This is a genomic window from Paenibacillus oryziterrae (genome assembly GCF_042610485.1).
Lineage (GTDB): Bacteria > Bacillota > Bacilli > Paenibacillales > Paenibacillaceae > Paenibacillus_AQ.
This window is the reverse complement of record NZ_JBGJZO010000001.1, coordinates 315,045-337,782: the sequence shown is the minus strand read 5'-3', so window position 1 is coordinate 337,782 and position 22,738 is coordinate 315,045. Positions and strand designations below refer to the sequence as shown.

General features: G+C 46.8%; 28 protein-coding genes and 1 riboswitch. Of the genes, 5 read left to right on the top strand and 23 right to left on the bottom strand.

Annotated elements, in window-relative coordinates; translation table 11 throughout:
- Window positions 1-69 precede the first annotated feature (69 nt).
- The 3 genes from ACAN55_RS01670 to ACAN55_RS01660 form a co-directional block, all read right to left on the bottom strand.
- A complete protein-coding gene (locus ACAN55_RS01670; RefSeq protein ID WP_379127127.1) occupies window positions 70-981 on the bottom strand; it encodes a hypothetical protein in 912 nt (303 codons plus the stop codon).
- Between the two features lie 181 nt (window positions 982-1,162).
- Complete coding sequence (locus ACAN55_RS01665; protein ID WP_379127572.1) at window positions 1,163-2,614, bottom strand: DHA2 family efflux MFS transporter permease subunit; 1,452 nt, start codon at window positions 2,612-2,614, stop codon at window positions 1,163-1,165.
- A 43-nt stretch (window positions 2,615-2,657) separates the two neighbouring features.
- Window positions 2,658-3,227: a TetR/AcrR family transcriptional regulator gene (locus ACAN55_RS01660; protein WP_379127125.1), complete on the bottom strand. Its 570-nt coding sequence runs from the start codon at window positions 3,225-3,227 to the stop codon at window positions 2,658-2,660.
- 173 nt (window positions 3,228-3,400) lie between these two features.
- On the opposite strand from ACAN55_RS01660, the gene ACAN55_RS01655 reads away from it, so the two are divergent.
- The gene (locus ACAN55_RS01655) at window positions 3,401-3,835 is read left to right on the top strand and encodes a DUF4395 domain-containing protein (RefSeq protein ID WP_379127123.1); all 435 of its coding nucleotides are present in this window, start codon (window positions 3,401-3,403) and stop codon (window positions 3,833-3,835) included.
- Here ACAN55_RS01655 and ACAN55_RS01650 read toward each other — a convergent pair.
- From ACAN55_RS01650 to ACAN55_RS01630, 5 genes are all read right to left on the bottom strand, one after another.
- Window positions 3,826-4,986 carry an MFS transporter gene (locus tag ACAN55_RS01650; RefSeq protein ID WP_379127121.1) on the bottom strand — a complete coding sequence of 387 codons (1,161 nt, stop codon included), beginning with the start codon at window positions 4,984-4,986 and terminating at the stop codon, window positions 3,826-3,828. The genes ACAN55_RS01655 and ACAN55_RS01650 overlap by 10 nt on opposite strands.
- Before the next feature lie 60 nt (window positions 4,987-5,046).
- Window positions 5,047-5,631: a TetR/AcrR family transcriptional regulator gene (locus ACAN55_RS01645; protein ID WP_379127119.1), complete on the bottom strand. Its 585-nt coding sequence runs from the start codon at window positions 5,629-5,631 to the stop codon at window positions 5,047-5,049.
- A 76-nt stretch (window positions 5,632-5,707) separates the two neighbouring features.
- Entirely contained in the window at window positions 5,708-6,052 is a 345-nt protein-coding gene (locus ACAN55_RS01640) for a DUF6054 family protein (protein WP_379127116.1), read from the bottom strand.
- Window positions 6,053-6,072: 20 nt separating this feature from the next.
- Window positions 6,073-6,612: a hypothetical protein gene (locus ACAN55_RS01635; protein WP_379127114.1), complete on the bottom strand. Its 540-nt coding sequence runs from the start codon at window positions 6,610-6,612 to the stop codon at window positions 6,073-6,075.
- Window positions 6,613-6,825: 213 nt separating this feature from the next.
- Window positions 6,826-7,617, bottom strand: a complete 792-nt coding sequence (locus ACAN55_RS01630) for a 4'-phosphopantetheinyl transferase family protein (protein WP_379127112.1) — start codon at window positions 7,615-7,617, stop codon at window positions 6,826-6,828.
- 378 nt (window positions 7,618-7,995) lie between these two features.
- On the opposite strand from ACAN55_RS01630, the gene ACAN55_RS01625 reads away from it, so the two are divergent.
- Window positions 7,996-8,643 (top strand): LysE family translocator, encoded by a 648-nt coding sequence (locus tag ACAN55_RS01625; RefSeq protein ID WP_379127110.1) that lies wholly within the window; start codon window positions 7,996-7,998, stop codon window positions 8,641-8,643.
- Between the two features lie 97 nt (window positions 8,644-8,740).
- On the opposite strand, the gene ACAN55_RS01620 is transcribed toward ACAN55_RS01625, so the two are convergent.
- The 5 genes from ACAN55_RS01620 to ACAN55_RS01600 all read right to left on the bottom strand — a co-directional run bounded on the left by ACAN55_RS01620 (window position 8,741) and on the right by ACAN55_RS01600 (window position 13,453).
- On the bottom strand, window positions 8,741-9,715 hold the full coding sequence (locus ACAN55_RS01620) for an ROK family protein (protein ID WP_379127108.1): 975 nt from the start codon (window positions 9,713-9,715) through the stop codon (window positions 8,741-8,743).
- 179 nt (window positions 9,716-9,894) lie between these two features.
- On the bottom strand, window positions 9,895-10,638 hold the full coding sequence (locus ACAN55_RS01615) for an ABC transporter permease (protein ID WP_379127569.1): 744 nt from the start codon (window positions 10,636-10,638) through the stop codon (window positions 9,895-9,897).
- 48 nt (window positions 10,639-10,686) lie between these two features.
- A complete protein-coding gene (locus tag ACAN55_RS01610) occupies window positions 10,687-11,481 on the bottom strand; it encodes an ABC transporter permease (RefSeq protein WP_379127566.1) in 795 nt (264 codons plus the stop codon).
- A 34-nt stretch (window positions 11,482-11,515) separates the two neighbouring features.
- Window positions 11,516-12,568 (bottom strand): ABC transporter ATP-binding protein, encoded by a 1,053-nt coding sequence (locus ACAN55_RS01605; RefSeq protein WP_379127106.1) that lies wholly within the window; start codon window positions 12,566-12,568, stop codon window positions 11,516-11,518.
- 102 nt (window positions 12,569-12,670) lie between these two features.
- Window positions 12,671-13,453, bottom strand: a complete 783-nt coding sequence (locus ACAN55_RS01600) for a GTP cyclohydrolase II (RefSeq protein WP_379127104.1) — start codon at window positions 13,451-13,453, stop codon at window positions 12,671-12,673.
- A gap of 191 nt (window positions 13,454-13,644) precedes the next feature.
- On the opposite strand from ACAN55_RS01600, the gene catR reads away from it, so the two are divergent.
- Window positions 13,645-13,971, top strand: coding sequence for a catDE operon transcriptional regulator CatR (catR, locus tag ACAN55_RS01595; protein WP_379127102.1), 327 nt, complete (start codon window positions 13,645-13,647; stop codon window positions 13,969-13,971).
- A 73-nt stretch (window positions 13,972-14,044) separates the two neighbouring features.
- Here the strand turns inward: catR and ACAN55_RS01590 are convergent, their stop codons facing one another.
- Genes ACAN55_RS01590 through ACAN55_RS01575 form a run of 4 tightly spaced genes read right to left on the bottom strand, consistent with a single transcriptional unit; the run spans window position 14,045 to window position 17,594 of the window.
- On the bottom strand, window positions 14,045-14,911 hold the full coding sequence (locus ACAN55_RS01590) for an ABC transporter permease subunit (RefSeq protein WP_379127100.1): 867 nt from the start codon (window positions 14,909-14,911) through the stop codon (window positions 14,045-14,047).
- An 8-nt stretch (window positions 14,912-14,919) separates the two neighbouring features.
- Window positions 14,920-15,912, bottom strand: coding sequence for an ABC transporter ATP-binding protein (locus ACAN55_RS01585; protein ID WP_379127098.1), 993 nt, complete (start codon window positions 15,910-15,912; stop codon window positions 14,920-14,922).
- Complete coding sequence (locus ACAN55_RS01580; protein ID WP_379127096.1) at window positions 15,909-17,039, bottom strand: hypothetical protein; 1,131 nt, start codon at window positions 17,037-17,039, stop codon at window positions 15,909-15,911. Before ACAN55_RS01580 ends, ACAN55_RS01585 begins: the two co-directional genes overlap by 4 nt.
- A 36-nt stretch (window positions 17,040-17,075) precedes the next feature.
- Window positions 17,076-17,594 (bottom strand): sigma-70 family RNA polymerase sigma factor, encoded by a 519-nt coding sequence (locus ACAN55_RS01575; RefSeq protein ID WP_379127094.1) that lies wholly within the window; start codon window positions 17,592-17,594, stop codon window positions 17,076-17,078.
- Between the two features lie 288 nt (window positions 17,595-17,882).
- On the opposite strand from ACAN55_RS01575, the gene ACAN55_RS01570 reads away from it, so the two are divergent.
- Window positions 17,883-18,101: a hypothetical protein gene (locus ACAN55_RS01570; RefSeq protein WP_379127092.1), complete on the top strand. Its 219-nt coding sequence runs from the start codon at window positions 17,883-17,885 to the stop codon at window positions 18,099-18,101.
- A 124-nt stretch (window positions 18,102-18,225) separates the two neighbouring features.
- On the opposite strand, the gene ACAN55_RS01565 is transcribed toward ACAN55_RS01570, so the two are convergent.
- The 6 genes from ACAN55_RS01565 to ACAN55_RS01540 all read right to left on the bottom strand — a co-directional run bounded on the left by ACAN55_RS01565 (window position 18,226) and on the right by ACAN55_RS01540 (window position 22,124).
- Complete coding sequence (locus ACAN55_RS01565) at window positions 18,226-18,540, bottom strand: hypothetical protein (RefSeq protein ID WP_379127090.1); 315 nt, start codon at window positions 18,538-18,540, stop codon at window positions 18,226-18,228.
- A gap of 185 nt (window positions 18,541-18,725) precedes the next feature.
- Window positions 18,726-19,448: a 7-carboxy-7-deazaguanine synthase QueE gene (queE, locus tag ACAN55_RS01560; protein WP_379127088.1), complete on the bottom strand. Its 723-nt coding sequence runs from the start codon at window positions 19,446-19,448 to the stop codon at window positions 18,726-18,728.
- Window positions 19,441-19,905 carry a 6-pyruvoyl trahydropterin synthase family protein gene (locus tag ACAN55_RS01555; protein WP_379127086.1) on the bottom strand — a complete coding sequence of 155 codons (465 nt, stop codon included), beginning with the start codon at window positions 19,903-19,905 and terminating at the stop codon, window positions 19,441-19,443. Before ACAN55_RS01555 ends, queE begins: the two co-directional genes overlap by 8 nt.
- Window positions 19,906-19,922: 17 nt before the next feature.
- Window positions 19,923-20,585, bottom strand: a complete 663-nt coding sequence (gene queC / locus ACAN55_RS01550; protein WP_379127564.1) for a 7-cyano-7-deazaguanine synthase QueC — start codon at window positions 20,583-20,585, stop codon at window positions 19,923-19,925.
- Between the two features lie 23 nt (window positions 20,586-20,608).
- Window positions 20,609-21,109: a preQ(1) synthase gene (gene queF, locus ACAN55_RS01545; RefSeq protein WP_379127084.1), complete on the bottom strand. Its 501-nt coding sequence runs from the start codon at window positions 21,107-21,109 to the stop codon at window positions 20,609-20,611.
- Between the two features lie 152 nt (window positions 21,110-21,261).
- A riboswitch (PreQ1 riboswitch) is annotated at window positions 21,262-21,305 on the bottom strand.
- An 81-nt stretch (window positions 21,306-21,386) separates the two neighbouring features.
- A complete protein-coding gene (locus tag ACAN55_RS01540; RefSeq protein WP_379127561.1) occupies window positions 21,387-22,124 on the bottom strand; it encodes a ZIP family metal transporter in 738 nt (245 codons plus the stop codon).
- Between the two features lie 270 nt (window positions 22,125-22,394).
- On the opposite strand from ACAN55_RS01540, the gene ymzB reads away from it, so the two are divergent.
- Entirely contained in the window at window positions 22,395-22,733 is a 339-nt protein-coding gene (gene ymzB / locus ACAN55_RS01535; RefSeq protein WP_379127082.1) for a protein YmzB, read from the top strand.
- Window positions 22,734-22,738 lie beyond the last annotated feature (5 nt).

Below are 22,738 nucleotides of genomic sequence, written 5' to 3'. Positions count from 1 at the left end.
CTATGAAAAAAAGAAACCGGCTGTTCTCCGTTAAACGAGATTCCGCCGGTTTGGGTTTTGATTTATAAGCTACACCACATGAGCCTCCAGATACTTCTCCACATCAGGGGTAAGGACATCACCTGTCGTATCAAGCAGTTTCAACAAACCCTCGATTGCCGCGAGTAATGAACTGCTACCAGTACCATTCTTCAAAGCCTCCTCATAAGCCTGTCTCAGCTCGGGATCAAGCTTTCCTGTCTTCCCTCCATCTGCCGAGTCATAGGCGGGAGTATTGCTGCTGCCGTAAAATACACGGGAAAGCGAGTATCCGTATTCCTGTTTCATCACAGCCGTCCGGTTGGAATTTGGATATGTCTTCACAAAAACTTCCTGGGCTAGCGCCCTGGAGATCAATTCTTCCCAACTGATCACAACGGCAGCATCAGACATACTCGGGCGACTGGATTCCCTGGCCATGATATTAATATATTCAGCAATGTCTTTTGTAATAAACGGCTTCAAAACTTTGAAGCCCTCATAATTCATAACGGGATAAGACATCCCTTCACTGTTCCGGATTTTATATCCCTTGTCCCGTGACTCCACCAGAATAGCTCTAATCTTAGGATCTTTAATGACACTGAGAAGTCCGGTATAAGTAAGATCTTTTTTCTTAGCAGCCTCTTCAATCGCTATCTGTACATCCTGTGAATAAATCTTTTCCGCGAAGGCTGCTAATTGTGCTTTCTGGGCATTCTCCAGGTGAAGCGTCATAACTGTGGCATTCCATACGCTGACCTCATCGATATGGTTGATTAAATACTTGCGGGCCTGTGCCAAGGTAGCGGGATTCTTCAGGTATTGCTGGAACTGCCGGTAAACTGCTGAGTTCTCCTGTGTCGTTACCGCAGCTGCAGTAGGGTTGATGCCGACAGATGTTATGAATGTCACAACCGACAGGATTATGGTAAACCCAAGGGCAAGACGAGTCTTATTCATAATAGGCCTCCTATAGAAACATTAAATAGTGCGTACATTTAATGTTTGGACGCAGTATGCAGTTCCGAAACTTTATGTGGTTAATCATATTGTCTTCGAGTAAATCCCTGAAGCTCTCTATTCGGCAATCCCAAATAAAGCACACCCGCAGCATGCGGATGTGCTTTATTCAATCAGTTTATTAGTGCATGGATGTCTGCGCCTTATGCTTAATGACCACACGCTTCAGGAAGAACGCCAACAATAGACCGATTAATGCCATTGCCATTCCGAAGATAAAAGCATTCTGCACACCGTGTGTGAAGGCTGGCAGTGCATTAGCCGGATCTTCCGGGTTGTCAGATGAACTAATATAGCTCTTGACACCAGCCGTCATAATACTCACCGCCAGAGCGGTTCCGATGGCCCCGGCCACCTGCTGAAGTGTATTCATAATGGCTGTGCCATCAGGATACAGGTCCATCGGCAGCTGGTTGATTCCATTGGTCTGTGCCGGCATAAAGATCATCGATACTCCCACCATCAAAGCACTATGAAGCACGATCACAAATACCACCGATGAGGTCGCATTAATATCCGAGAAGAACCACATTGTGACTGCTGTGATCACAAGACCCGGAATAACCAGCCATTTAGGTCCGTACTTATCGAATAACCGGCCCATAACTGGCGACATGAGACCGTTAATTAATCCACCTGGAAGAAGCAACAATCCAGCTTTGAATGCGGTGTAACCTTGCCCTTGCTGAAGGTACATCGGAAGAATCAGCATGGAGGACAGGATCACCATCATGCAGATCAGGACCATCAAGAGACCGACCACAAACATCGGATACTTAAATGCACGCAGGTTGATCATCGGTTGCTTCATCTTCAACTGACGGAAGACGAACAATGCCAGTGCCACCACGCCCGCAACAATGGACAAGATTACTTTTTCACTTCCCCAACCTTCAGCCTCACCCGCACTGCTGAAGCCGTAGACGATGCCGCCAAAACCCACAGAAGATAAGAGTATAGACCATAAGTCAATCGGAGGTTTGGTGACGGTAGTTACATTCTGCATGAATCTGATTCCAAACAACAGTGCAATCACGAGAAACGGCAGCGACAGCCAGAATATCCAGTGCCAGCTGAGACTTTCAATCAGGAGTCCGGCGATGGTCGGTCCAATGGCAGGTGCAACCATAATGACCAGTCCGATGAGCCCCATTGCAGCTCCCCGTTTTTCCGCCGGAATAATGACCAGAATCGTGTTGAACATCAGCGGCAGCAGCAGTGCAGTACCCATAGCCTGAACCACCCGTGCAACCAGCAGGAATTCAAAGTTTGGCGAAATCGCCGCGAGGAACGTGCCTGCGATCGAGAATGATAACGCCGCTACAAACAGCTGTCTGGTTGAAAACCACTGAAGCAGCAGGCCCGAGATCGGCACAAGAATACCCAGCGTCAATAAGTACGCGGTAGTCAGCCACTGCGCTGTTGCGGGTGTAATGTTTAGAACCTGCATCAGGTCCGTAATCGCTACGTTCAAGGCCGTCTCACTGAACATTCCGATAAATCCGGCCAGCAGTAAGGAAACCAGAATGGGAATGACTTTAAATTTTGGTTCTGCGGTATGTTTCTCTTTCAATGTTGCTTCCACTCTTGTTTCCTCCTAAATATACATGTTCTCTTTATCCCAAAATGACAGGGATCATCTTGGCTGCTGCCAGAAGCGGACCTTCGTCCCGGTAGGTTAATGCCTGAAGTAGTGCGCCTTCAAACAGGGAGATCACCACCGAGGCTTTGCCAGCAGCTTCTTCCTCTGCGATCCCCTCTTCCACTAGACGCAGCTTAATTACTTCCTGCCAGTCCTTAAATACGGATTGACAGGCATGGCGCAGCTCTTCACTGATGCATGACGTCTCAACCGCAAGCCAGAAGCTGAACGGAACCACTCCCTTGAAGGATGAATCAACTGCTTCCTTCGCCATTTCCAGAATAAACTCATTCATGGCATTCACGATATTGAGGTTGCGATCCACACTTCGTTTAAGTTTCTGGGCAACGAGTTCACTTGTGCGGTTAATGCATGTCAGTGCAAGTTCCTCTTTGCCATGAGGAAAGTAATAATATAACGAACCCTTTGGTGAATCACTATCTTTAATGATCTGATTCAGTCCAGTTGCATGGTAGCCTTGCGTGAAAAACAATCTCGAAGCCGTATCCACAATAGCTTCGCGTGCATTCGGCTTGTGCGTCATGCCAGACACTTCCTTTTCGTTATAACAATTGGTCTACATAATAAAACCATGAATTCAGGAAATAAGTCAATATTTATTTATTCAAATTTAATGTTTATCAGCCAATACGCACTTCCATTACAATATCCGGAGGAGTATACTTAGATTATTCCTATAAGAAAGGTGTGATTTAAGTGAACGGAGTCATTTCAACGAATAAGTCGATCCCTCGGCCGTTAGTGCGTACAAACCAGGCCTTTATTGTAGTTTCAGTTCTGGCATCATGGATTAGCGGACAATACTGGATTTTGGCATTTCCGCTAGCTGCAGGATTATCTGGTCTGATCTTCGGCTATAACCCAGTGATTAAGTTCGCAGCACGTTTTTTGACCAAAGAAAGATCGGCCTATATTCTTGAGGATTGGGATCAGCAGCAGTTCAACCAGACCATTGCCGTATTTTGCCTTGCTGCCGGCTTAATCAGCTTCGCTGCTGGCTGGACAACCGCCGCATATATTTTCACAACTCTCGTGGCTGTTGCAGCGACAGTAGCGATTCTCGGCTTTTGCATCGGCTGCTTTATTCACTATCAATGGAAAATGTATAGCTATCGGCGCAATCAATTGTAGATTTTACGAAAACGAACAGAGTACATGAGGATATAAAGAATTGTGAGGGCTCCTAAGGCATTCAGAATAATCAAAGCCGTGTTCAGGCTGAAGAAAAAAGTCAGTCCGCCTACGCCAACAATCGGAACAATGAAACCGGAATATGCGAACAGATAATAGCTTGAGATTACCTGTGCCCGCTCTTCCGGTTTGGGCATGCTTCCGGCCAGTTTCAAGCTCACCTGGAAGGTCCAACCGGAACCAATGGCCTGGATAAAGATCCCTGTCCATAGCAGTGCCAATTGCGAGGTTTCACCGGATAATACTGTGATGCAGGAACCGGTGAGCAGCAGAATCAATCCGATGCGGATACGGGTCACGTTGTCCTGTGGCGAGCGGATCAACTGTGTCATGGCACCCCCACCGAGAAGTAACAGGATAAGTAAACCCGAGATCGAAAGATTCGAGCTGTGGATTACATTTTTAGTGAATGAAGGAATTAATGACAGTACAATGCCGTTCAGGGTAAATACCATGAAAATAGATAAACCGATGAGAGAACGGAAATGAGGGGCAATCTCTTTCGGGATCCCCAGTGTAACTCTCGAAGTGTTTCTCCCCTGCTGAGCTTCAGCATCCTCTGATAATGTGAACAGCACCACTAGGGCGCTAATCAGCAGCACACTCAATATTACAAAAGGCAAATGCAGTGGCTCGTAGTTTGAATATTCGATCATCAGTCCGCTGATGGCAGGTCCAAGGCCAAAGCCCATTGAGATCGTTATCCCTGACAGTGTAAGCGCAGTACCTCTTTGTTCTGAAGGCGTCTGAATGAACAAAAAGGCAGCCGCACAGCCAGTAAACGCCCCATAAGCGACCCCTTCCAGCATACGCCCAAGATAGATCATCCAAGGCTGAACGGCAGTCAGGAACAGTACAGTCGCCGCAATGGATAGGATAATACTAACCATCAGCACACGACGAAATCCCCATCCTTTACTCTTAGAACCAACAATTAGCAAGGTCGGAAGCAGGCAGACGGCATAAGCAGCGAACAATAGCGTGATACCTAGACTTGAGAGCTGGAAATGCTCCTGATAAAGCGGGAATAATGGTGAAGTATATGTAGCCCCAACAGACATGATGAGCAGGACCCAGAGCATTCTTTTCATAAGAAGTTCCTCATTTCTATCATTTATTTGAACGTTCGTTCAAGAAATAAGCAAAAAAAATTAAACCAATACTGCAAGAACAACTTTGCTGACATCGGCAAGAACACTGCGGTCGTGTGCAGTTTTAGCCATGACATGCAGACCTTGCTTGGTCGTAGCCAGAAAACGTGCTAGCTCGCGAAGGCTGTGTTTGCTTTTGATCTCGCCTTTCTTCTGTGCGCGCAGCAAAAAATTATAGAACCGTGTCTCCACCTGAATGGAGTAAGACTCTACTCTGCCAGCAACAACCGGATCATTAATCCCTACCTCTACAGCGGTATTCGTCATAAAGCAGCCCCGCCGAAGGGTTGCATTACTCATGGAGTTATCGATCACCCTGTCGAAGAAACGAGTCAAAAGCTCTTTTGCCGAGCCTTCTTCCTCCAGAATCGAATAATACTGCTCCTCTGAATTGTGCTGGAAACGATCAAGACATGCCAAGAACAACGAATGCTTATCTCCGAAGGTATCATATAGACTTCCCCGGTGAATGCCCAGATGGGTGCACAAATCCTGAATCGAAGTGCGCTCGAATCCTTTGGTCCAGAACAGATCTAGTGCATTGTCGAGCGCTTCCTCCTGGTCGAACTCCTTGTGTCTTGCCATAGCTTTCATCTCCTTTAATACTTTCCAATATATATTATCTTGAACGATCAGTCAAGATAATGGCATGTTGAGCCCCTTAGGGCTCATCGATCACGTAAGGTTCGAGAAGTTTTTCTACGGAAGAAACAAAACTCGCGCCTGCTCCCCAATCGATTTTTAGAATCATACCATTCGAGACCCCCGCCGCAATCAACCGGACGTTTGTTACTCCTTGCAGATTATCGATGATGATTACAAGCGCAGCCTGATTCGCGGACCGGAAAAAGTATCTTTCATATACCAGCGTTCCGATCATACGGCCGTCTCCGGCATCGTTAATTTCTTCGTGAACCAGTTCAGAATTCCTCGGCAACGTATCCCGTATCAATGATAATGCCTGGTACGGGGTCAGACTGATATTAAAGCTGTACACATTGGACATGTCCGATCTCTCCTCCCGAATTACTCCCCTTGCTTCTCCTCACTTGCCACATCCCAACGGTGACGGAATTTCTCCAGCCGCGGATGCACCACCTCCGGTTCTGACGACAGCAGCAGCCGCAGCTTCACAATCCATTCCTCAAAGGATGAGAAAGAAGCGAACTGGTTCGCCATCTCAGGCGTTAGATAGAGAAAATACGGCGAAGGATATACATCAGTGATATGCCGTAGCGCCGAATCCAGCGGAGTGTATTTTTTCCGTTTTCCTTCGAGCCCCTCAACAGTAATGAACGAAGCTCCCTTATTTCTCTTCCACTCGTGCAGGCGGTCTTCCCGTTTATATAGCGCCAGTACGGGTTCCTTCGTCATTCGTCTTACGGTTTCTTCATGCAGCGGGTAGAGAACAAGCTTGGTGAATTTGCGGTCGGTTGCTGTTTTAGCCGCTTTCTCTAGCTCCTGCTCCGTGGTGTTCTGGAAGGAATCATAATATATCAATGTTCCCTTACGCTCTTCAGGCTGCGGCTCGTAACCGTAGGCTACTCTCTGTATATCCCTTTTCATCCCAACCCCTCCTCTGTCATATAGCATAGCATGCGGCATAAGCAACCGTACAATTCCACAAACAGATTTTTCACAAAAAAAAGAAGGTTGCATGTACAAGGGGAGTACACACAGCTCTGCGCATAAAGATCTACCGCTCCTCCTGTTCCAAATTCCCCTTCGTTCCCTTTACCTTATAATAAATACCTAGTTCAGCTTATTTAGTTAATTCAACTATACGGCTGGAACGCCGTTTGACTGTATTACCAGCTCGTCCGAATGCGTCAGGTGAAGTCTGGTTATATCCTCTACAGTACTCTGGGATTGCTCCCTGCACCGGCGCATAAATACATCCAGCAAATCCGAGGATTTAACCAGAAGACATTCATCCGGGAATCTATAGTCTGTTGAAGCAGCAGTAAGTGAGTATCCGGCATCCACCGGATATTGCTTAAAGTAACATACGGTTCTCCCGTTTCTAGCGCAGGCAGTCTCGTCTTGTATAGTCAGACCTTCGGTAAATACCTTCCGGATGGGCATCGAGATGCCGATCCCCTCCATTTTGAGATAGCTTTCTTTACTCGTCCAGAGCTTGTAGTAATATGCCCGTTGTGCTTTCAAAGGGAGGGACAAATAATGCTCCAATTCCTTGGGTGACATCGTATATCTGGATAAAGAAGGCTTTACGGCTCCCATCTTCTGCACATCTACTCCAACCCGCTGATTCTTCCGGCTGACGATTCCGGTGACCCACTTCCCCGAGTGGGATATATTATATTCCCAGGGCTCACGCATGTGCTGGAGCCGCGGTTTACCGAACACACCTTTTTCAAAGGCAATTTCATCATTTCTCTGGCCTTCAATGTCCATCGCGAACATACGAACAATGATCTCGCCGACCAGTGACCTGCGCACATCGTCCACACGTCTCAACCGGCTGCTGCGGGCTCTAAGTTCAGGAGATACATACGGAAGAAGCTCATCAATGGCAAAAGCACTTTCCAAGGATACCGCAATAATCAACATGGAAGCTTACCTCCTTCGAGTTTACGACCCGTTCCGGATCTTCCGGAACAGTCCAAAGTTTCTTTAACGGTAGTAACTTGCGGTGCAGCAGTATATGTAGGAAATCTGTGCTTGGCCAGCTTCTCTGTTGCTAAATGCGATTGTCTCAGAGGTTAAACGGCCTTGTAATTCACTACTTTCAGTATATATTTTTATCTGAACAGCTTCATTGACAGAAAATGGTGAACAATGTCGTTTTACTAAATAATTATGTATATATGGTGAATTTTGACATATTAATCGAATGATATAAATACCGTTCATGACTGTTCCTGATTATGGTAAAATGGTATTCAAATTGTAGACAATTGCGAATTAACGTAATAAAGAGCGAAAGGAATGATCGGAATGTTCGGCATTGAGCATTATTCGTTGTTTGTACTTTCGGGGATTATCCTGAACATGACACCGGGTACGGACACCTTTTACATCTTGGGGAGAACGATCGCACAGGGACGAAGCACCGGCTTTCTGTCCGTATTTGGCATTATCAGCGGTACGTTTGCGCATACATTGTTTGCGGCACTAGGATTATCGGTCATCCTGGCTCAATCGGCAGCGGCCTTTGCTGTGGTGAAATGGCTGGGGGCGGGATATCTCATCTACTTAGGCGTTCGTTCCTTGCTAAGCAAAGACAGTGAACTGATGAGCAGCAATTCCTCTTCCACAGCAATGAAAAAGAAGATCTTCATGAACGGTTTTCTGACCAATCTGCTAAACCCCAAGGTAGCGCTCTTCTATCTGGCCTTTATGCCGCAGTTTATCGCACCCGGCAACAGCTACGGAACACTGCCGTTCCTACTGCTAGGCGTCTCGTTCATTGCCACCAGCACGATCTGGTGTTGTCTGCTGGTGCTCTTCTCTGAGTTCACTACTCGCAAGCTGCGGGAGAGTTCACGGATCTCTGTCATCCTGAATCGTTTGGCTGGAGTATTGTTTATCTCGCTCGGGCTCAAGATCATTTTCACTGCCCGTCCGGCTTCCTGATCTCCAATATCCATCTACAACTCCAATTTCCATACAACCTGGTCTTCTGCCTCACATAATCATCCGGCAAATACACTCCAAATGCTCCCCACGGCCACTAGGACATTGCAGTCACCTTACGATATGCGTAGGCGGCTGCTCCAATTGTCCCTGACTGCGCACCAAGTTCAGCCTGAACAATTCGGCAACGACTGCCGGATAGCTTCAGCGCGTGATTATGAACAGTCTCCCGGACGGGATTTAGAAGCCTGTCACCTGCAGCAGCCATCCCTCCCCCGATGATGATCAGCTCCGGGTTCAGCAGATTGATGACATTCGCTAATCCGAAACCAAGCAGAACGCCGGTCTCCTCCATTACTTCCTTAGCCAAAGGGTCCCCTAGATCATAAGCTTCCGATATCATTTGTGCAGTTATTCGCTGCTGATCTCCATGAACCCAGTCCTGGATAATGCTTGTCCAGCCTGAGTTAATTTTTTCCTTAATGGTGTAAACCATCCCCACGGCGGAGACATATCTGCCCAGACAGCCCGAGCTTCCGCATCTGCAGGGACGACCGCTTCTGAACATGTTCATATGCCCAATCTCACCCGCACTGTACGTGGTGCCGTACAACACCTTGCCATCACTAACGATTCCTGAGCCAAGTCCGGTTCCAAGCGTAATCAGAACAAGATTGTTATACCCCCGTCCGGCACCATGATACCACTCACCATACAGGTTAACTCGAACATCATTATCGATGAATACGGGAAACTCAACAAATTCTTTCATGGCATTAACTATATGCACTTGCTCCCAATCAGGAAAGTTCGGTGAAAAAATGGAGATTCCCCGGGTTGGGTCAAGCAGTCCCGGAATCCCCATCCCCATAGCCTGAATGCTCTTTAAAGAGATCCCCTTTTCGACCGTCAGCAGTTGCACAGCTTCCCTGATCCGTTTAAACACATGCCCGGACCCACCCGCAGCTTCCGTTGGAAAAGACACTTCCTCGATTGGCTTGAAATCCGTACTAAAGATACCCGCCTTAATATTGGTACCACCTAAGTCAATTCCGATGAGATATGGCTTCATAACGGCCTCCTGAACTGAAATTACTTTTATTATGAACGTATACTTCTCCATAAGCTACACGAGTGAAACGTCATTTATGATGTTCTTGCAACTAAGGACCTCTTTCCATACTAAACACCTCTGGAAACCCGCGGTTTCCAGAGGTGCTTAGTTGATACAGTAGCTGATCTTCACTTGACTTAAGATCCTGCTCCCTTATATTTTCTTACTCCGAAGTTCCAAGCGATTAAGCCGATGCCTAGGAAGATCGCACCCATCAGAGGCGTCAGCAGGGCCATGTTCTTCATTTCGTCCCGCTGAAGGAGCAGTGCTGACGGATACACACCTACGAACGCGAACGGCAGGATCCAGGTAAGCAGCACTTGAATGGCCCGGTTGTAGATCGTAACCGGATAGCGACCATAGTTCTGAATATTGTACATCAGAGGAATGATACCTGTTGGCGCGTCTGAGTAAAAAGACAGCGAGGTCAAGGCGGTATAAATTCCGGTGTAGATCGCAACGGCGCTAATAGAAAGGACAATCAGTGCCGGAATCGTCCACCATTCAAACGGAACCCCCAGATTCGCTCCGCTGATCGCCATAATAATCAAGCCAATGATCGAGCCGAACAGTGCGGGCGGATCGATATTTTCCAGAAAGATCTGAAAGAGATTATGGGCGGGGCGCGTCAGAACGCGGTCCATCTCCCCCTTAACAATGTACCGCTCACTGAAGTTCCACATATTCACGAAGCAGCTGAACAGTCCGAATGGCACCATAAAGAATCCATAGACGAAGATAACCTCGCTCTGATTCCAGCCGGCTAGACTGTTGGTATGCATGAAAACTACCAAGATGAAGATAAAGTTGGTCGCCTGAAACAACAGATCCGACACGACCTCCACCCAGAAATCGGCGCGGTAGGTGAGCCGGGTTTTCATATAATTTTTCAAATATTCAACGACAAGTCCCAAGTAATACAAGCGTCCTCAACCTCCCTGTACGAACAGGCGCTGCCGCGCCGCATGATATAACCAGATCATCGGGATCAGGAGTACCGCGAACCAGAAGACCTGTACTCCAAGCACATTCCAAATGCCGACACCTGTCACTCGTCCGGTAAAGACGGAACCAGGCAGGTAGGTAATGGCCTGGAACGGCAGCAGCTTCAGCACGGAAGATAACCAGCCTGGGAACAGGCTGATCGGGATAACCAGTCCGGAGAACAAGTCAACAATGACGCGCTTCATACGCATCATACCCTCATTATTTTCCACAAAAAACGCAGAAAGCCCTGTAATCACATTAATCTGCGAATTGATCAGAAAGCTGAAGAACAGCATACTAAGGAATCCGGCCCACGCCGAAGGATCGGTAGGGAGTTGAACCGGGAAGAGCAACATGGCGATAGCCATTCCGGGAATCATGAACAGCATGAAGCGGAAGATACCCTCTCCGAGGCCCTGCATCATTTTGACCATGACATAGTTATAAGGACGAATGAACTGGATGGCAATACTGCCGTCACGGATATCCGTAGAGATCTCTCGGTCCAGATTGTTGAAATAGAAGGCGCGGGCCATCCATGATACGGCAATATAAGTGGTCATCTGAGATGCTGTGAAACCACCTAGCGAACCTCCGTCACCATAAATGGCTTTCCAGGTGAAATAGTTCACCCCGATATTCAAGGAATAGATCAGAATACCGGTGTAATAATTGACCCTGTAAGCCAGCATAGTCAGGAATCGGATGCGGATGAAGTCCATATACGCGCCAAGCAGCAGCCTTCGGCCGCTCCCTGTACGTTCGTGTTTATTAGGCATGAGTTACCTCTTCCCCATCCTTCACCGCTGAAGCTTCCTCCGGTTTCTCGGCAGATCCTGACTGGTAGATACTACGGACAATATCATCCGTATTCGTCTCAATGATCTTGATATCCGTAATATCCGCTTGACCCACGACCCGGGCCAGTACATCAGATACATTCAGTTCAAGTGGAATCCAGGCTTTAGCGCCAAGGTCATTCTCCGCTGTCCATCCCACAGGCATCCCTTCCGTCCACTGCTGAAGCTGCTGCAGCTTCGTAGCCGAACCGAATTGAAAAAGCACCTCGCGGCCTGTTCCCCAGCGCTGCTTCAGTTCTTCAAGCCCGCCATCATAGATAATGCGTCCGTCATCGAGCATGATAACCCGGGAACAGAGCGCTTCAATATCCTGAAGATCGTGGGTAGTGAGCAGAATTGTAGTGCCATGGCGGCGGTTCATGTCCTTCAGAAACTCGCGGATTTCCGATTTCACGACAATATCAAGGCCAATCGTCGGTTCATCCAAGAACAGGATCGACGGATTATGCAGAAGTGCAGCCACGAGCTCACAACGCATCCGCTGGCCTAGGCTTAGTTTGCGAACCGGACGGTTCAGCAAATCTTGAAGCTCCAGGCGCTCCACAAGCTCATCCAGACGCTGCTTGAATTCCTGCTCAGACACACGATACACTTTGCGCAGCAACTGGAAGGATTCAATGACGCCGATATCCCACCACAACTGACTGCGCTGGCCAAACACCACACCGATATTGCTGACGAACTTCTCCCGTTCCAAATAAGGTACATAACCTCCGACAGATAGCGATCCAGAAGTAGGCACAAGAATCCCTGAAAGCATTTTGATCGTTGTCGATTTACCTGCCCCGTTCTCACCAATGTAACCGCAGATTTCCCCTTTCGGAATCGTGAAGGAGATGTCCTTTACCGCTGTTACTTCAGTATATTCCCGCTTAAACAAATCAGAGAAGGCCCCTTTTAGGCCTTCCCGGTTTTTCTGGACCTTGAATGTTTTTCTTAAGTCCTGCACTTGTATGGCAGTCATATCGTACCTCGCTAATTCTTAAGTATGGTTTCAACAATCCATTATATCGGACATGCGGTCAAAAGACTACAAGAAATATCAGAACCCATGTTCCCAGTATGTTTATTTAGCTAATCTGCCTTCATACAGATCATTATCCTTCACAATCTCCAGATGACCTGAGCGGGTAACCTTCGTCTTCAAGTACTTCTCATTAAAGACGGATACATCTCCCCAGAGCGGAGCGCGCTTCACTGCATTCATACCTGCTGCCCGTAAAGCTTCCAATTTCTTCGGATTATTAGTGATCAGCGTTACCGGTTTTTGACGCAAATGCTGGAGAACACTGATTGCATCTGTATAACTTCTGGCATCATCGGCAAATCCGAGCTCCAGATTGGCTTCCACCGTATCATATCCTTCTTCCTGCAAAATATAAGCCATTGCCTTGCTGAACAAGCCTATACCTCTACCCTCGTGATTAGCGAGATAAAAGAGCGCGCCAGAACCGTTCTCGGCGATCATCTTCATCGATTGACGCAGCTGGAATCCGCAGTCGCAGCGTTTGCTGCCAAAGATATCACCCGTGTGGCATATACTATGCATACGGATCAGTGCATCCTCAGAGTTCTCGAAATCACCGTAGACCAGTACACTTGATTGCTGACCATCAGCCAGGTTCATCGAAGACAAGCGTGAAATGAGTGTTGCCGTCATATCAGTGGTGTCGTCCTCAAGCAGTTCCTGATCTGTTACATGAAGCCAGCTGTACCATTTGAAATGTACGGTCTCTCCGTCCAGGTTCACCGGCAGATTTATAGGACCAACCAGGTAATTGGCTGAGTCTTCTACATTTATTTTATTAATTTTATCTTTTAAGATAGAAACAATATCGGATCTGATCATATGTTGCACCATCCTCGGAATCATATTTACCAGCAAATTTGGCTGATTTAGTAAGTAAGCTTTTTTGTATAGTAACTATTTGTAAGTTAGTTTATCATTGTAATGTAAGATCGTCAAGTTATAATATATATTTAAATATTCATGATTACTTTTAGTAAGTTTGTGTTATAATGAATGCAGAGGTGATGCTTATGGAGAATTTCGAAATGTGCCCCCGCTTTGAAAAAGCCGTTGATGTGCTAAGTAAACGCTGGGTTGCCCTAATCGTATTTGTTCTCATACCCGGTCCCCGCCGCTTCGGCGAGATTGAAGGCTGTCTCTCTAATCTTAGCGGCAAAGTCCTCTCGGACCGCCTTAAAGAATTAGAGAATGAAGGTATTATCCAGCGGACGGTCTATCCGGAAATCCCGGTGCGGATCGAGTATTCATTGACCAGCAAAGGCTCCGCACTAGCACCCATCCTTGGTGAGATCACCAATTGGTCCTCGGAATGGGTGGAACTCGGTACAAGTAAATGATGCCGGTACACGCGTAAAAGCCCTTTTGTTCTTCGAGACCGAAGAAATCAAAAGGGCTTTTATGACTGTTCAATTAGAAATCTCTGCGTTGAAAAAGCCACATACCGAGCAAAAACACTGCAATTATATAGAACATCGCATATCCAACAAAAGCGCCTGAAGGATACACAGAAATATCCATAATCGCGAATGAATGAATATCGACCATATCCCCTAGAATATCCAGGCTGAACAGCTCAGCCAGCATTTTGCGCTGAAGGCCGTCTGCCGGCATGAGCAGAGACATGATGCCGGTGACCGTCCGAAGCGATTCCGCGATATCAGGCTTCAAGTCGAGTGATCCACTCATTTTATCAATGGTCCCGCCAAGCCATCCTGCTCCATACAGCATAGTCATAAATACGCCGTTACCGATTGCCGAGAAGATCCCCGAACCAAGCATTGAAATACTAACCAGCATCGGCACAACGGAGCTAAACAACAGAAATGCCTTGATCAGCGACGCCGGCTCCCCTGGAATCGAAGCATGGGCATCAGCAATAGATACAATAGCCATAAATAGCAGCAACGCATAACCCATACCTAGTGTTACGTATCCAAGCCAGCGTCCCAGATACCACTTCCACCGAGGAAGCGGGCGAGGCAGAAGTGCCTGCAGAACGCCTACTTCTGCTTCTCCTGCCAATGCGGAGGATGAGCTGAAGATGGCTAAAAAAGCAATCACAAATGCACCAAAGAAGAAACCGAGTGTCAGTATGATAGCTCCATCGGCGAAACGGGCAATCATCTGCTCCCCGCTACCCTCTGCCATTCCCATTGTAAAGGTGCTGTCACTAATCGATCCGGCAACAAACCAGAAGGCAAGAAGAAAGACACCGGTTAAAATTAAGGTAAGCAGCATCACTTTTTTACGAAGCAGCTCTTTCCACGTCATACTCATAATCAACATCATTCCCGCTCACCTCTATGGTTAAGCCCTGAAACAGCGCTCATAAACCATTCCTCTAACCGTTCTTTTCTGTGGGATACCTCATATAGCGTCATCCCTTGCTCGATCAGTAACGAATTGATCCAACCCGCCTGCTCTTCACTTTCAAGTTCAGCTTCCAGCCAGACCTGACTGCTGTCTAAAGATGATGCTATTGGCTGCTCAGTATCCGGCCTTGAATGGGGTGATGCAGACAACCTGATGGACAGACCTGTTATTTCATTAAGCCAAGACAGCAAAAAAGGCGAAAAGCCGCCGATTTTAAAAAGCCAGCTTGTTCGCTTATTCAATACCTCGGTTACCTGACCATGTCTAAGAATAACGCCGTTATTCAAAAGTGCCATCCGATCGCATAGCATTTCAACATCCTCAAGGAGATGAGAGTTGAGAAAAATTGTCGTGCCCTGGGCTTTAAGACCTTCCAGGATGCTGCGAACCTCTTTGCGACCGATTGGATCCAGTGCGGAAGAAGGCTCGTCCAGAAAGACAACAGGAGGATTATTAACCAATGCGCACGCTAGTCCTAGCCGCTGCTGCATTCCTTTGGAGTAATGCTTCACCCGGTCCTTGCCCCGGATACCGATTCCAACCCGTGCTAGCAGTTCAGGAATAACCTTTTCAGTTATGGATCGATCCATCTTACACAGTCTGGCATGGAGCCGCAATACTTCTTCTCCAGTCAGCCACTCCTGATAACGGTACAATTCAGGCAGATATCCAATCTGAGCTCTGGCTTCAATTGTACCTATCTTATGACCAAGAATAGTCGCTTCCCCGCTTGTAGGCTTAATTAGCCCTACCAGCATCTTAACAAAGGTGCTTTTGCCGGCACCGTTGGGACCGAGGAAGCCAAAGGCTTCCCCTTTCCCTACAGTTATTGTAACTTCTGAACAACCTCTGCCGTTGCTGTATTGCTTGGTTAAAGCTTTTGCTTCGATTGCAGCTGCATTCATCCAGAAATCAATTCCTGCAGCTTTGCCATGAACTTGTCTTTATCGGCATAGAGACTACCACCGTTGAAACGGAACAATTGCCCGTCCTGAACCCAAGTAGCTTCGTAAGAAACAAACTCCTGGCTGTAATCATGGGTCTCCAGGATAACCTCTGTATTGCCAACAATTAACTGCTCGGAATGCCCCCCTGTGATCAGCGGCATCGGAATTTCACCGGAAAGAATCCGGCTTTGCTTCAGACTGTCTTTCAAATGATCAGGAAGCAAGGGAAAGTTCATCACTGCCTCCAGCGCTTCCTCCACTTTAATCGAGGGGTCCACCGTCAACACCGGAATGTTCATTTGGGTAAGATCAGCCCAGTGATTCCCATCAGGTGTCAGTTGGTAATTCACGCTAGCAGGAATAGCCAAGGTAATGGGCTTTCCGTCAACGGACTGCGGCAGCAGCTTTTCCGCTCCCAGACGTTTCATCGCTTTATTCACTTCATCCACCTTAAGATTTAGCGTAATCTCCTGAGAGGATTCCACATTTATGTTATTACCCTTCTCATTCAGCAAAGAGGATATAGGAGCATATCCGAGAATTCCAGGGATTTGATCCGGTGTTAGATCTCTATGAGACGTACCTGAAGTATAGGTGAATGTCCCGAATTTATTGATAGATTCCTTCATATCGCCATCTTCTGTCACCTGATAAAACAAATCACGCAGATCATCTTCCTTCACTACGGTTACATCCTGCATCCTGAACTGATTCAGCAGTGACGCCATGGCGGTATTGCCGACAGGTGTAGCCAGTATGGCAGCAAATACAGCAATCCCTGCGGCAGCCGTTGCCCATTTGCGTCCACGGCTCATTTTGCGGCGGGAGCGTGAAGGTGTGTGAACAGTTCCTCTAATTGAAGCTTGATCGTTCCCGGAACTAGACGTATCCTGTCCCTGCTTTTGCGAATCGGAATAATTCACACTGTTAACTTTATGCTCCATGGCCTCGTCTTCTATCCCCTGCTGGTTCCATGTTGACCAAACGGAGTTCATGGGCTCCATCGCCAGCTTCTCTTGCATCCGTGCCCAGGCAGTATCTGTAAGCTGCTTATCTTTATTGGATTCCATAGGATTGTTAGTCATTTGAATATCCTCCTAACCATTCTTGTAAACACCTGTTCAATCACTCTGCGGTAATGATCTCGCCGCATTTCGTCTTAACTTCTCTGTCGCCCTGTGCAAAAGCGTGCCAACAACTGGTGGTCTTATTCCCAGCTCCCCTGCAATCTCCGAATAACTGTAACCCGAATACCGCAGCATAAGCGCCTGCCTGTCTCGCTCAGGCAACCCATCCAGCCACTCCCGAATGTTCTCCTGGTCTAGCTTGCGGAGCAGTAATTCTTCCCCTGTGGGAGGCGAAGCTTCCATATCGTACAGAGTCTCTTGCTTGTTTTGTAGCCTGCGCTCCCTGGCTTTCTTATCCAGATAATCATATCCGATCCGGGTAAGAACCCGGTGAAGCCATGCACCAAGCGCACGTGGATCCTCAGGCGGGTTACGGTATAATCTAAGAAATACATCCTGGGCCAGGTCATCGGCTGCTGCTTCATCGCGCACAAGCGCAGCCAGTTTCCGGCGTACTGACGGATAGTGTTCATAAAATATTACTTGGAAAGCATCGGATTCCGGAATTTCCATGGTGTAAATCCTCCTTATCTGCTGCAGCTATAAGTAAGACGGATGATTTCTTATTTTTGTATCACATCACATGTATAATCATCATAACAATTTCTTCACAAGAACCAAAAGAAACAGCTCCCTTTCGCTGGGGAGCTGTTTCATCTTTATTTATAAATTTTTTTCGGAGGTTCCCCGAAATAAGCTAGTAAACTTCTTTTAGACTACCACTTTCTTCATTGAATGTTTCAGGAAAATATAGTAATTTTAATAGGTACTTTATTCAAAATTCAGAGAGGTGGAATTGTAATGGACAAAATGTGTATGGAAATGATGATGAACATGTGCATGGAAGACATGATGGCCAAAATGAACACGATGAAGATGTGCATGGAGAAAATGTCTGAGATGGGTATGATGGAATCGGGAATGAATATGGACATGATGATGAAGAAAATGCAGGACTGCGATGAAATGATGACAATGTGTATGACAATGATGCGTGAAAGAATGCAAATGTCTAACTAATTCATTGATCTTCAAGCGAATCTGCACATTCACTTGAGACAAGATCCTCGCAAGTCTTGGCAGAGCAGACAACTGCATGCCTTTTTTTATGTCTTTTTTTCTGAATGAATGCTATTTCTTATTACTATTTAATCTGCATATATTTTCGTTGCAGCTTTTTTGACAATTCAATACGTTCCAGCTTCAACTCCCAGATACGTTCTTTCAAGCGATACTGGTCAACTGAGGGATCATTTGCCTGTAACTCACTGAATAATCCGAGCAGTAAGTAATTGATCATATCAAATTGCTCCCAAAGCTGTTTAAGACTCTCGATTCCGGACACCTCGGGTAAGGCTGTTTTAAGATCCATTAGGGCTGTAATTAGACTGGCCTGCCATTCGTGATCGTTAATAGCCTTCGCGTAATTATATAGATCCAGGTAATCATCTGCTAGCATATGAACCGACTCCTTATTTCCTATATACCAAGTATTATACTCGGTATTATATGCATTGCAATAGCCTATTTGTAGTCCTGAAGAATTTTCTCGCCTGTTCAGTCTAATTATCATACTATTACTTGCTTAACACGATAAATAAGGCACCTGAGAACAGGCACCTTATCTTGACACTTCTATTTAATTTACTTCCCGCGTTTATTATGCCAAATCAGTGCATGTAACTGAGGCAGCACCCGGGCTTCATTCATCCGAGGATCTTCAATCACCTTATTAAACAGCCATTCCAGGCGTCCGAGCAGGCGGCTTGAGATGTCTCCCTCTTCCGTTACATCATCATTTCCCGGCTGCAGGAAAAAAGGTACATCCGGATATTTCTCATGCACAATCCGCGCATACTCATAATCTTCATCATTAAAGACAACAACCTTGAGGCTATGCGACGATTTGTTCCCTTCATTCAATTGCCCCATAATCCGGTCAAGCATCTTCCAATCTGTCTCCATACCCGAGCTAGGCGGCTTAGGGCTGATCGTAAGGATATCTACCTCAGTAAGCCAATCCTGCCACCTGCTGCCCTGAGTCTCAATCGCTACCTTGATGCCGCGTGTCTGCAGCTTCGCAACCAGTTCAGCCATTCCTTCACCAATCAGCGCCGGATTCCCGCCGGAGATTGTCACGCAGTTAAAGTTATCTCCAGCAAGCTCTTGCAGACCTGCAATAATCTCATCTGCTTCAAGCATTTGCATCTTGTCCTTAGCCGAGCCATCCCAGGTAAAAGCGGAATCGCACCAGCCACAGCGGTAATCGCAGCCATACGTGCGTACGAACATCGTCTTCACACCAATGACTGCACCCTCCCCTTGAATGGTCGGGCCGAACATTTCAATTACCGGTATTTTACTCACAGTCACAGCCCCCGAACAAGCGGTAAGACGGGCCTTCTTCAGGGATGTCTTCAGCGAGGACTTCTGCCCAGGACGTTGGTGTCTCCCATAACTTCACGGAATACACAGGAAGCCCTGACTGCTTTAATTTATAGGCGATATAGCTGGACAGGTTCTCTGCCGTTGTCCGGAAAGACAATATTGCGGTCTTGGAGCCGGATTGAATTAAAGTTTCCAGGACAGGTTCATTGCCCATAGCCATAAAGGAATGATCAAGACGGTCAATCAGCATATGCTGCACCGTTGACTTAATATCACTGAAATCAATAACGAAACCTTCGTCAGAGTGACCGGGTTCTGTAACCGGACGCCCTTTCAATACAACCTCAAGCTTATAGGTATGTCCGTGCAGATTGCTGCATTTACCTTTGTGTCCGATCAACTGGTGGGCAGCATCAAAAGTGAATATTTTACACACTGTTACATCATTAAGCATTACAATCCTACCGTTCCTTTCTCCGCCTCATATTGCTCAAGACCTCTCGCACGCAGCAGACAAGCCGGGCAAGTACCGCATCCAGCGCCTACAATACCGTTATAACAAGTCAGCGTCTGCTTGCGGATATAATCGAAATAGCCGAGCTCATCGGCCATCCGCCAGGTTTCTTTTTTATCAAGCCACATCAGTGGTGTATGAATGACGAACTCATAATCCATGGACAAATTGAGCGTTACGTTAAGCGATTTAACAAACACATCCCGGCAATCCGGGTATCCGCTGAAATCCGTTTGGCATACACCAGTAACGATATGGTGATAACCCAGCTGCTTCGCCAGTATTGCGGCAAAAGAAAGGAACAGCATATTGCGGCCATCCACAAAAGTGCTTGGCAGCTCGTCTCCTTCACCAGCTTCGATCGCAATATCATCACGGGTCAAAGCATTGGGAGCCAGCTGATTTAGCAAGGCTAAATCAAGGATATGCTGCTTCACATTGAAGTTCTTGGCAATTTCAGTAGCAACCTCAATCTCAGCGGCATGACGCTGATTATAATTGAAGGTTACGACCTGAACTTCCTCGAACTGCTGAAGCGCCCATACGAGACAGGTCGTGCTGTCTTGTCCACCGCTAAACACAACTAGGGCTTTTTTATTCATCTTCTTCTCCTCGGTGTTCACCATTAGCGATTGTCCACCTTTTCCGGATAAAGATCATGGTTCATGAGCCGGTGTTCAGCCATTGCCTCATATTTGGTACCCGGACGGCCCCAGTTGCAATAAGGATCAATCGAAATGCCGCCGCGTGGAGTGAATTTGCCCCATACTTCGATGTATTGCGGATCCATCAGAGCGATGAGATCATTCATAATAATGTTGACACAGTCTTCGTGGAAGTCTCCATGATTCCGGAAACTGAACAGATACAGCTTCAGTGACTTGGACTCAACCATTTTCACCTGTGGAATATACGAGATGTACATTGCACCGAAATCCGGCTGTCCTGTTACAGGACACAGGCTGGTGAATTCCGGACAGTTGAATTTAACAAAATAGTCCCGTCCCGGATGTTTGTTGTCAAACGACTCCAAAATGTCCGGATCATATCCGAATTTATACGTGGTGCCTTGATTTCCTAGCAAAGTGACATCCTGCATTTCTGCTTTAACTCTTCCTTCTGACATGACAAAAAACCCCTCTCTTTTCCTCACGGCATCTGCCGGATATGGAAAGAAGAACGAGATTCCGAAAACTGGGCTCCAACTAAGAATAAACGCTATCCTTACGCAAGGAACGCGTCTGCAGCGCTGCATATAAGAACAAGCCTTATATCAAAGCGGCCTTAGTTTTTTATAGAGGGAGTTTGCGAACCTCTCCTGCGCAGTACTGCCGCAGATTTCTTCTTAAATATTGTTTGTTGCGTCTTGTACTATACCACGAACCAAGGGTTTCGGACAAGCCCTACAGCCGGTCCAGAATGAGAGAACAGAGTAATCCAAATGCTGCCACAAGGCCAGTCACCGGCCCTCCTTCCTCATAAGCTTCAGGCATCATGCTCGAGCATACCATGGCAATAATCCCTCCTCCTGCAAAAGAGGCAATCATAGCTGTTACATCATTCGAGGCATGCTCCATAAAGATATATCCGCCAAAGGAAGCCAAAATAGATATAAAAAGCACCGATAACCATAACAACAACGTCTTCCCTGCGGAGAATCCCCCGGCTTTCAATCCGGCTGTACTTGATAACCCTTCCGGTATGTTGCTGATGAATATCGCAATCACCAGCAGCAGGCTGACGCCTCCCCCCATTTTCAGGCTTCCGCCGATCATAATGGATTCAGGTATAGCGTCAATCATGGTGCCGGCAAAAATAGCAAGGCCGCTGCTCACAGCTGCTCCGCCGCCTGCAACCCCTGCTGATCGTTTCCGGTCTGCTCCTCCTTTACGGGAGATATACCAGTCAAATAACGTAAATGCAGCCGCTCCTGAAACAAATCCGATGATTATCGGACTCAGGCCACCATCGGCTACGGAATCACCAAGCAGCTCGTACGTTGCAGCTCCAATCAATACACCTGTACCAAAAGCCATGATGAGTCCAATGAATTTCTTCGGGATACGAAGGAATAAAGCCATCAACGCCCCGATCAATACCGCAGAGCCCGAAACTCCGCCCCACATCGCCGCAGTCCACACTCCAAACACCCTCTTTGTTTTTAATCAGTCCGAATCCATAAGATTAGATTACACCCAATCCAATAAAAACAAACCTAGATACCCATAACGTAATTTCCTATCTGCAATTCTGTTTAGAGTTCAGTCTTAAAACGCATATCAGAATACTTTTCATCGATTTAATATTTAATCCAATTAACAATATATCCTCTATAACTATGTCCCGGATGGATTCATTTCCCGGATATAGGGTAACTTAAAATTTATAACAACAATAAGGATGGGATTTCCATGGAACAGAATGTAGAAAAGCTTTCTCAATGGTTAAATACACATATCGGTCATACACTTATTATCGAGAAAAAAGAATTGTCTGATCTGGATATTGTCCAATTCAGCCTTGAGGCAGTCGATTACCGGGACGCTGAAAATGTCATTGATGATTATTTGGACAGCGCTGTTATCCTTAAAGGGCATGGAAGTACTCAGAATAAGGATGGAGATCTTGTTCCTCTGCCACAACCTACTTATGAAATAGCTGTCAGTGGACTCCATGTTGATGCTAACCATGAGGGGAGTATTCAAGTAGATACGGAACGGGCAAAATATGTCCTTTCTGACCAGGAATAATACAA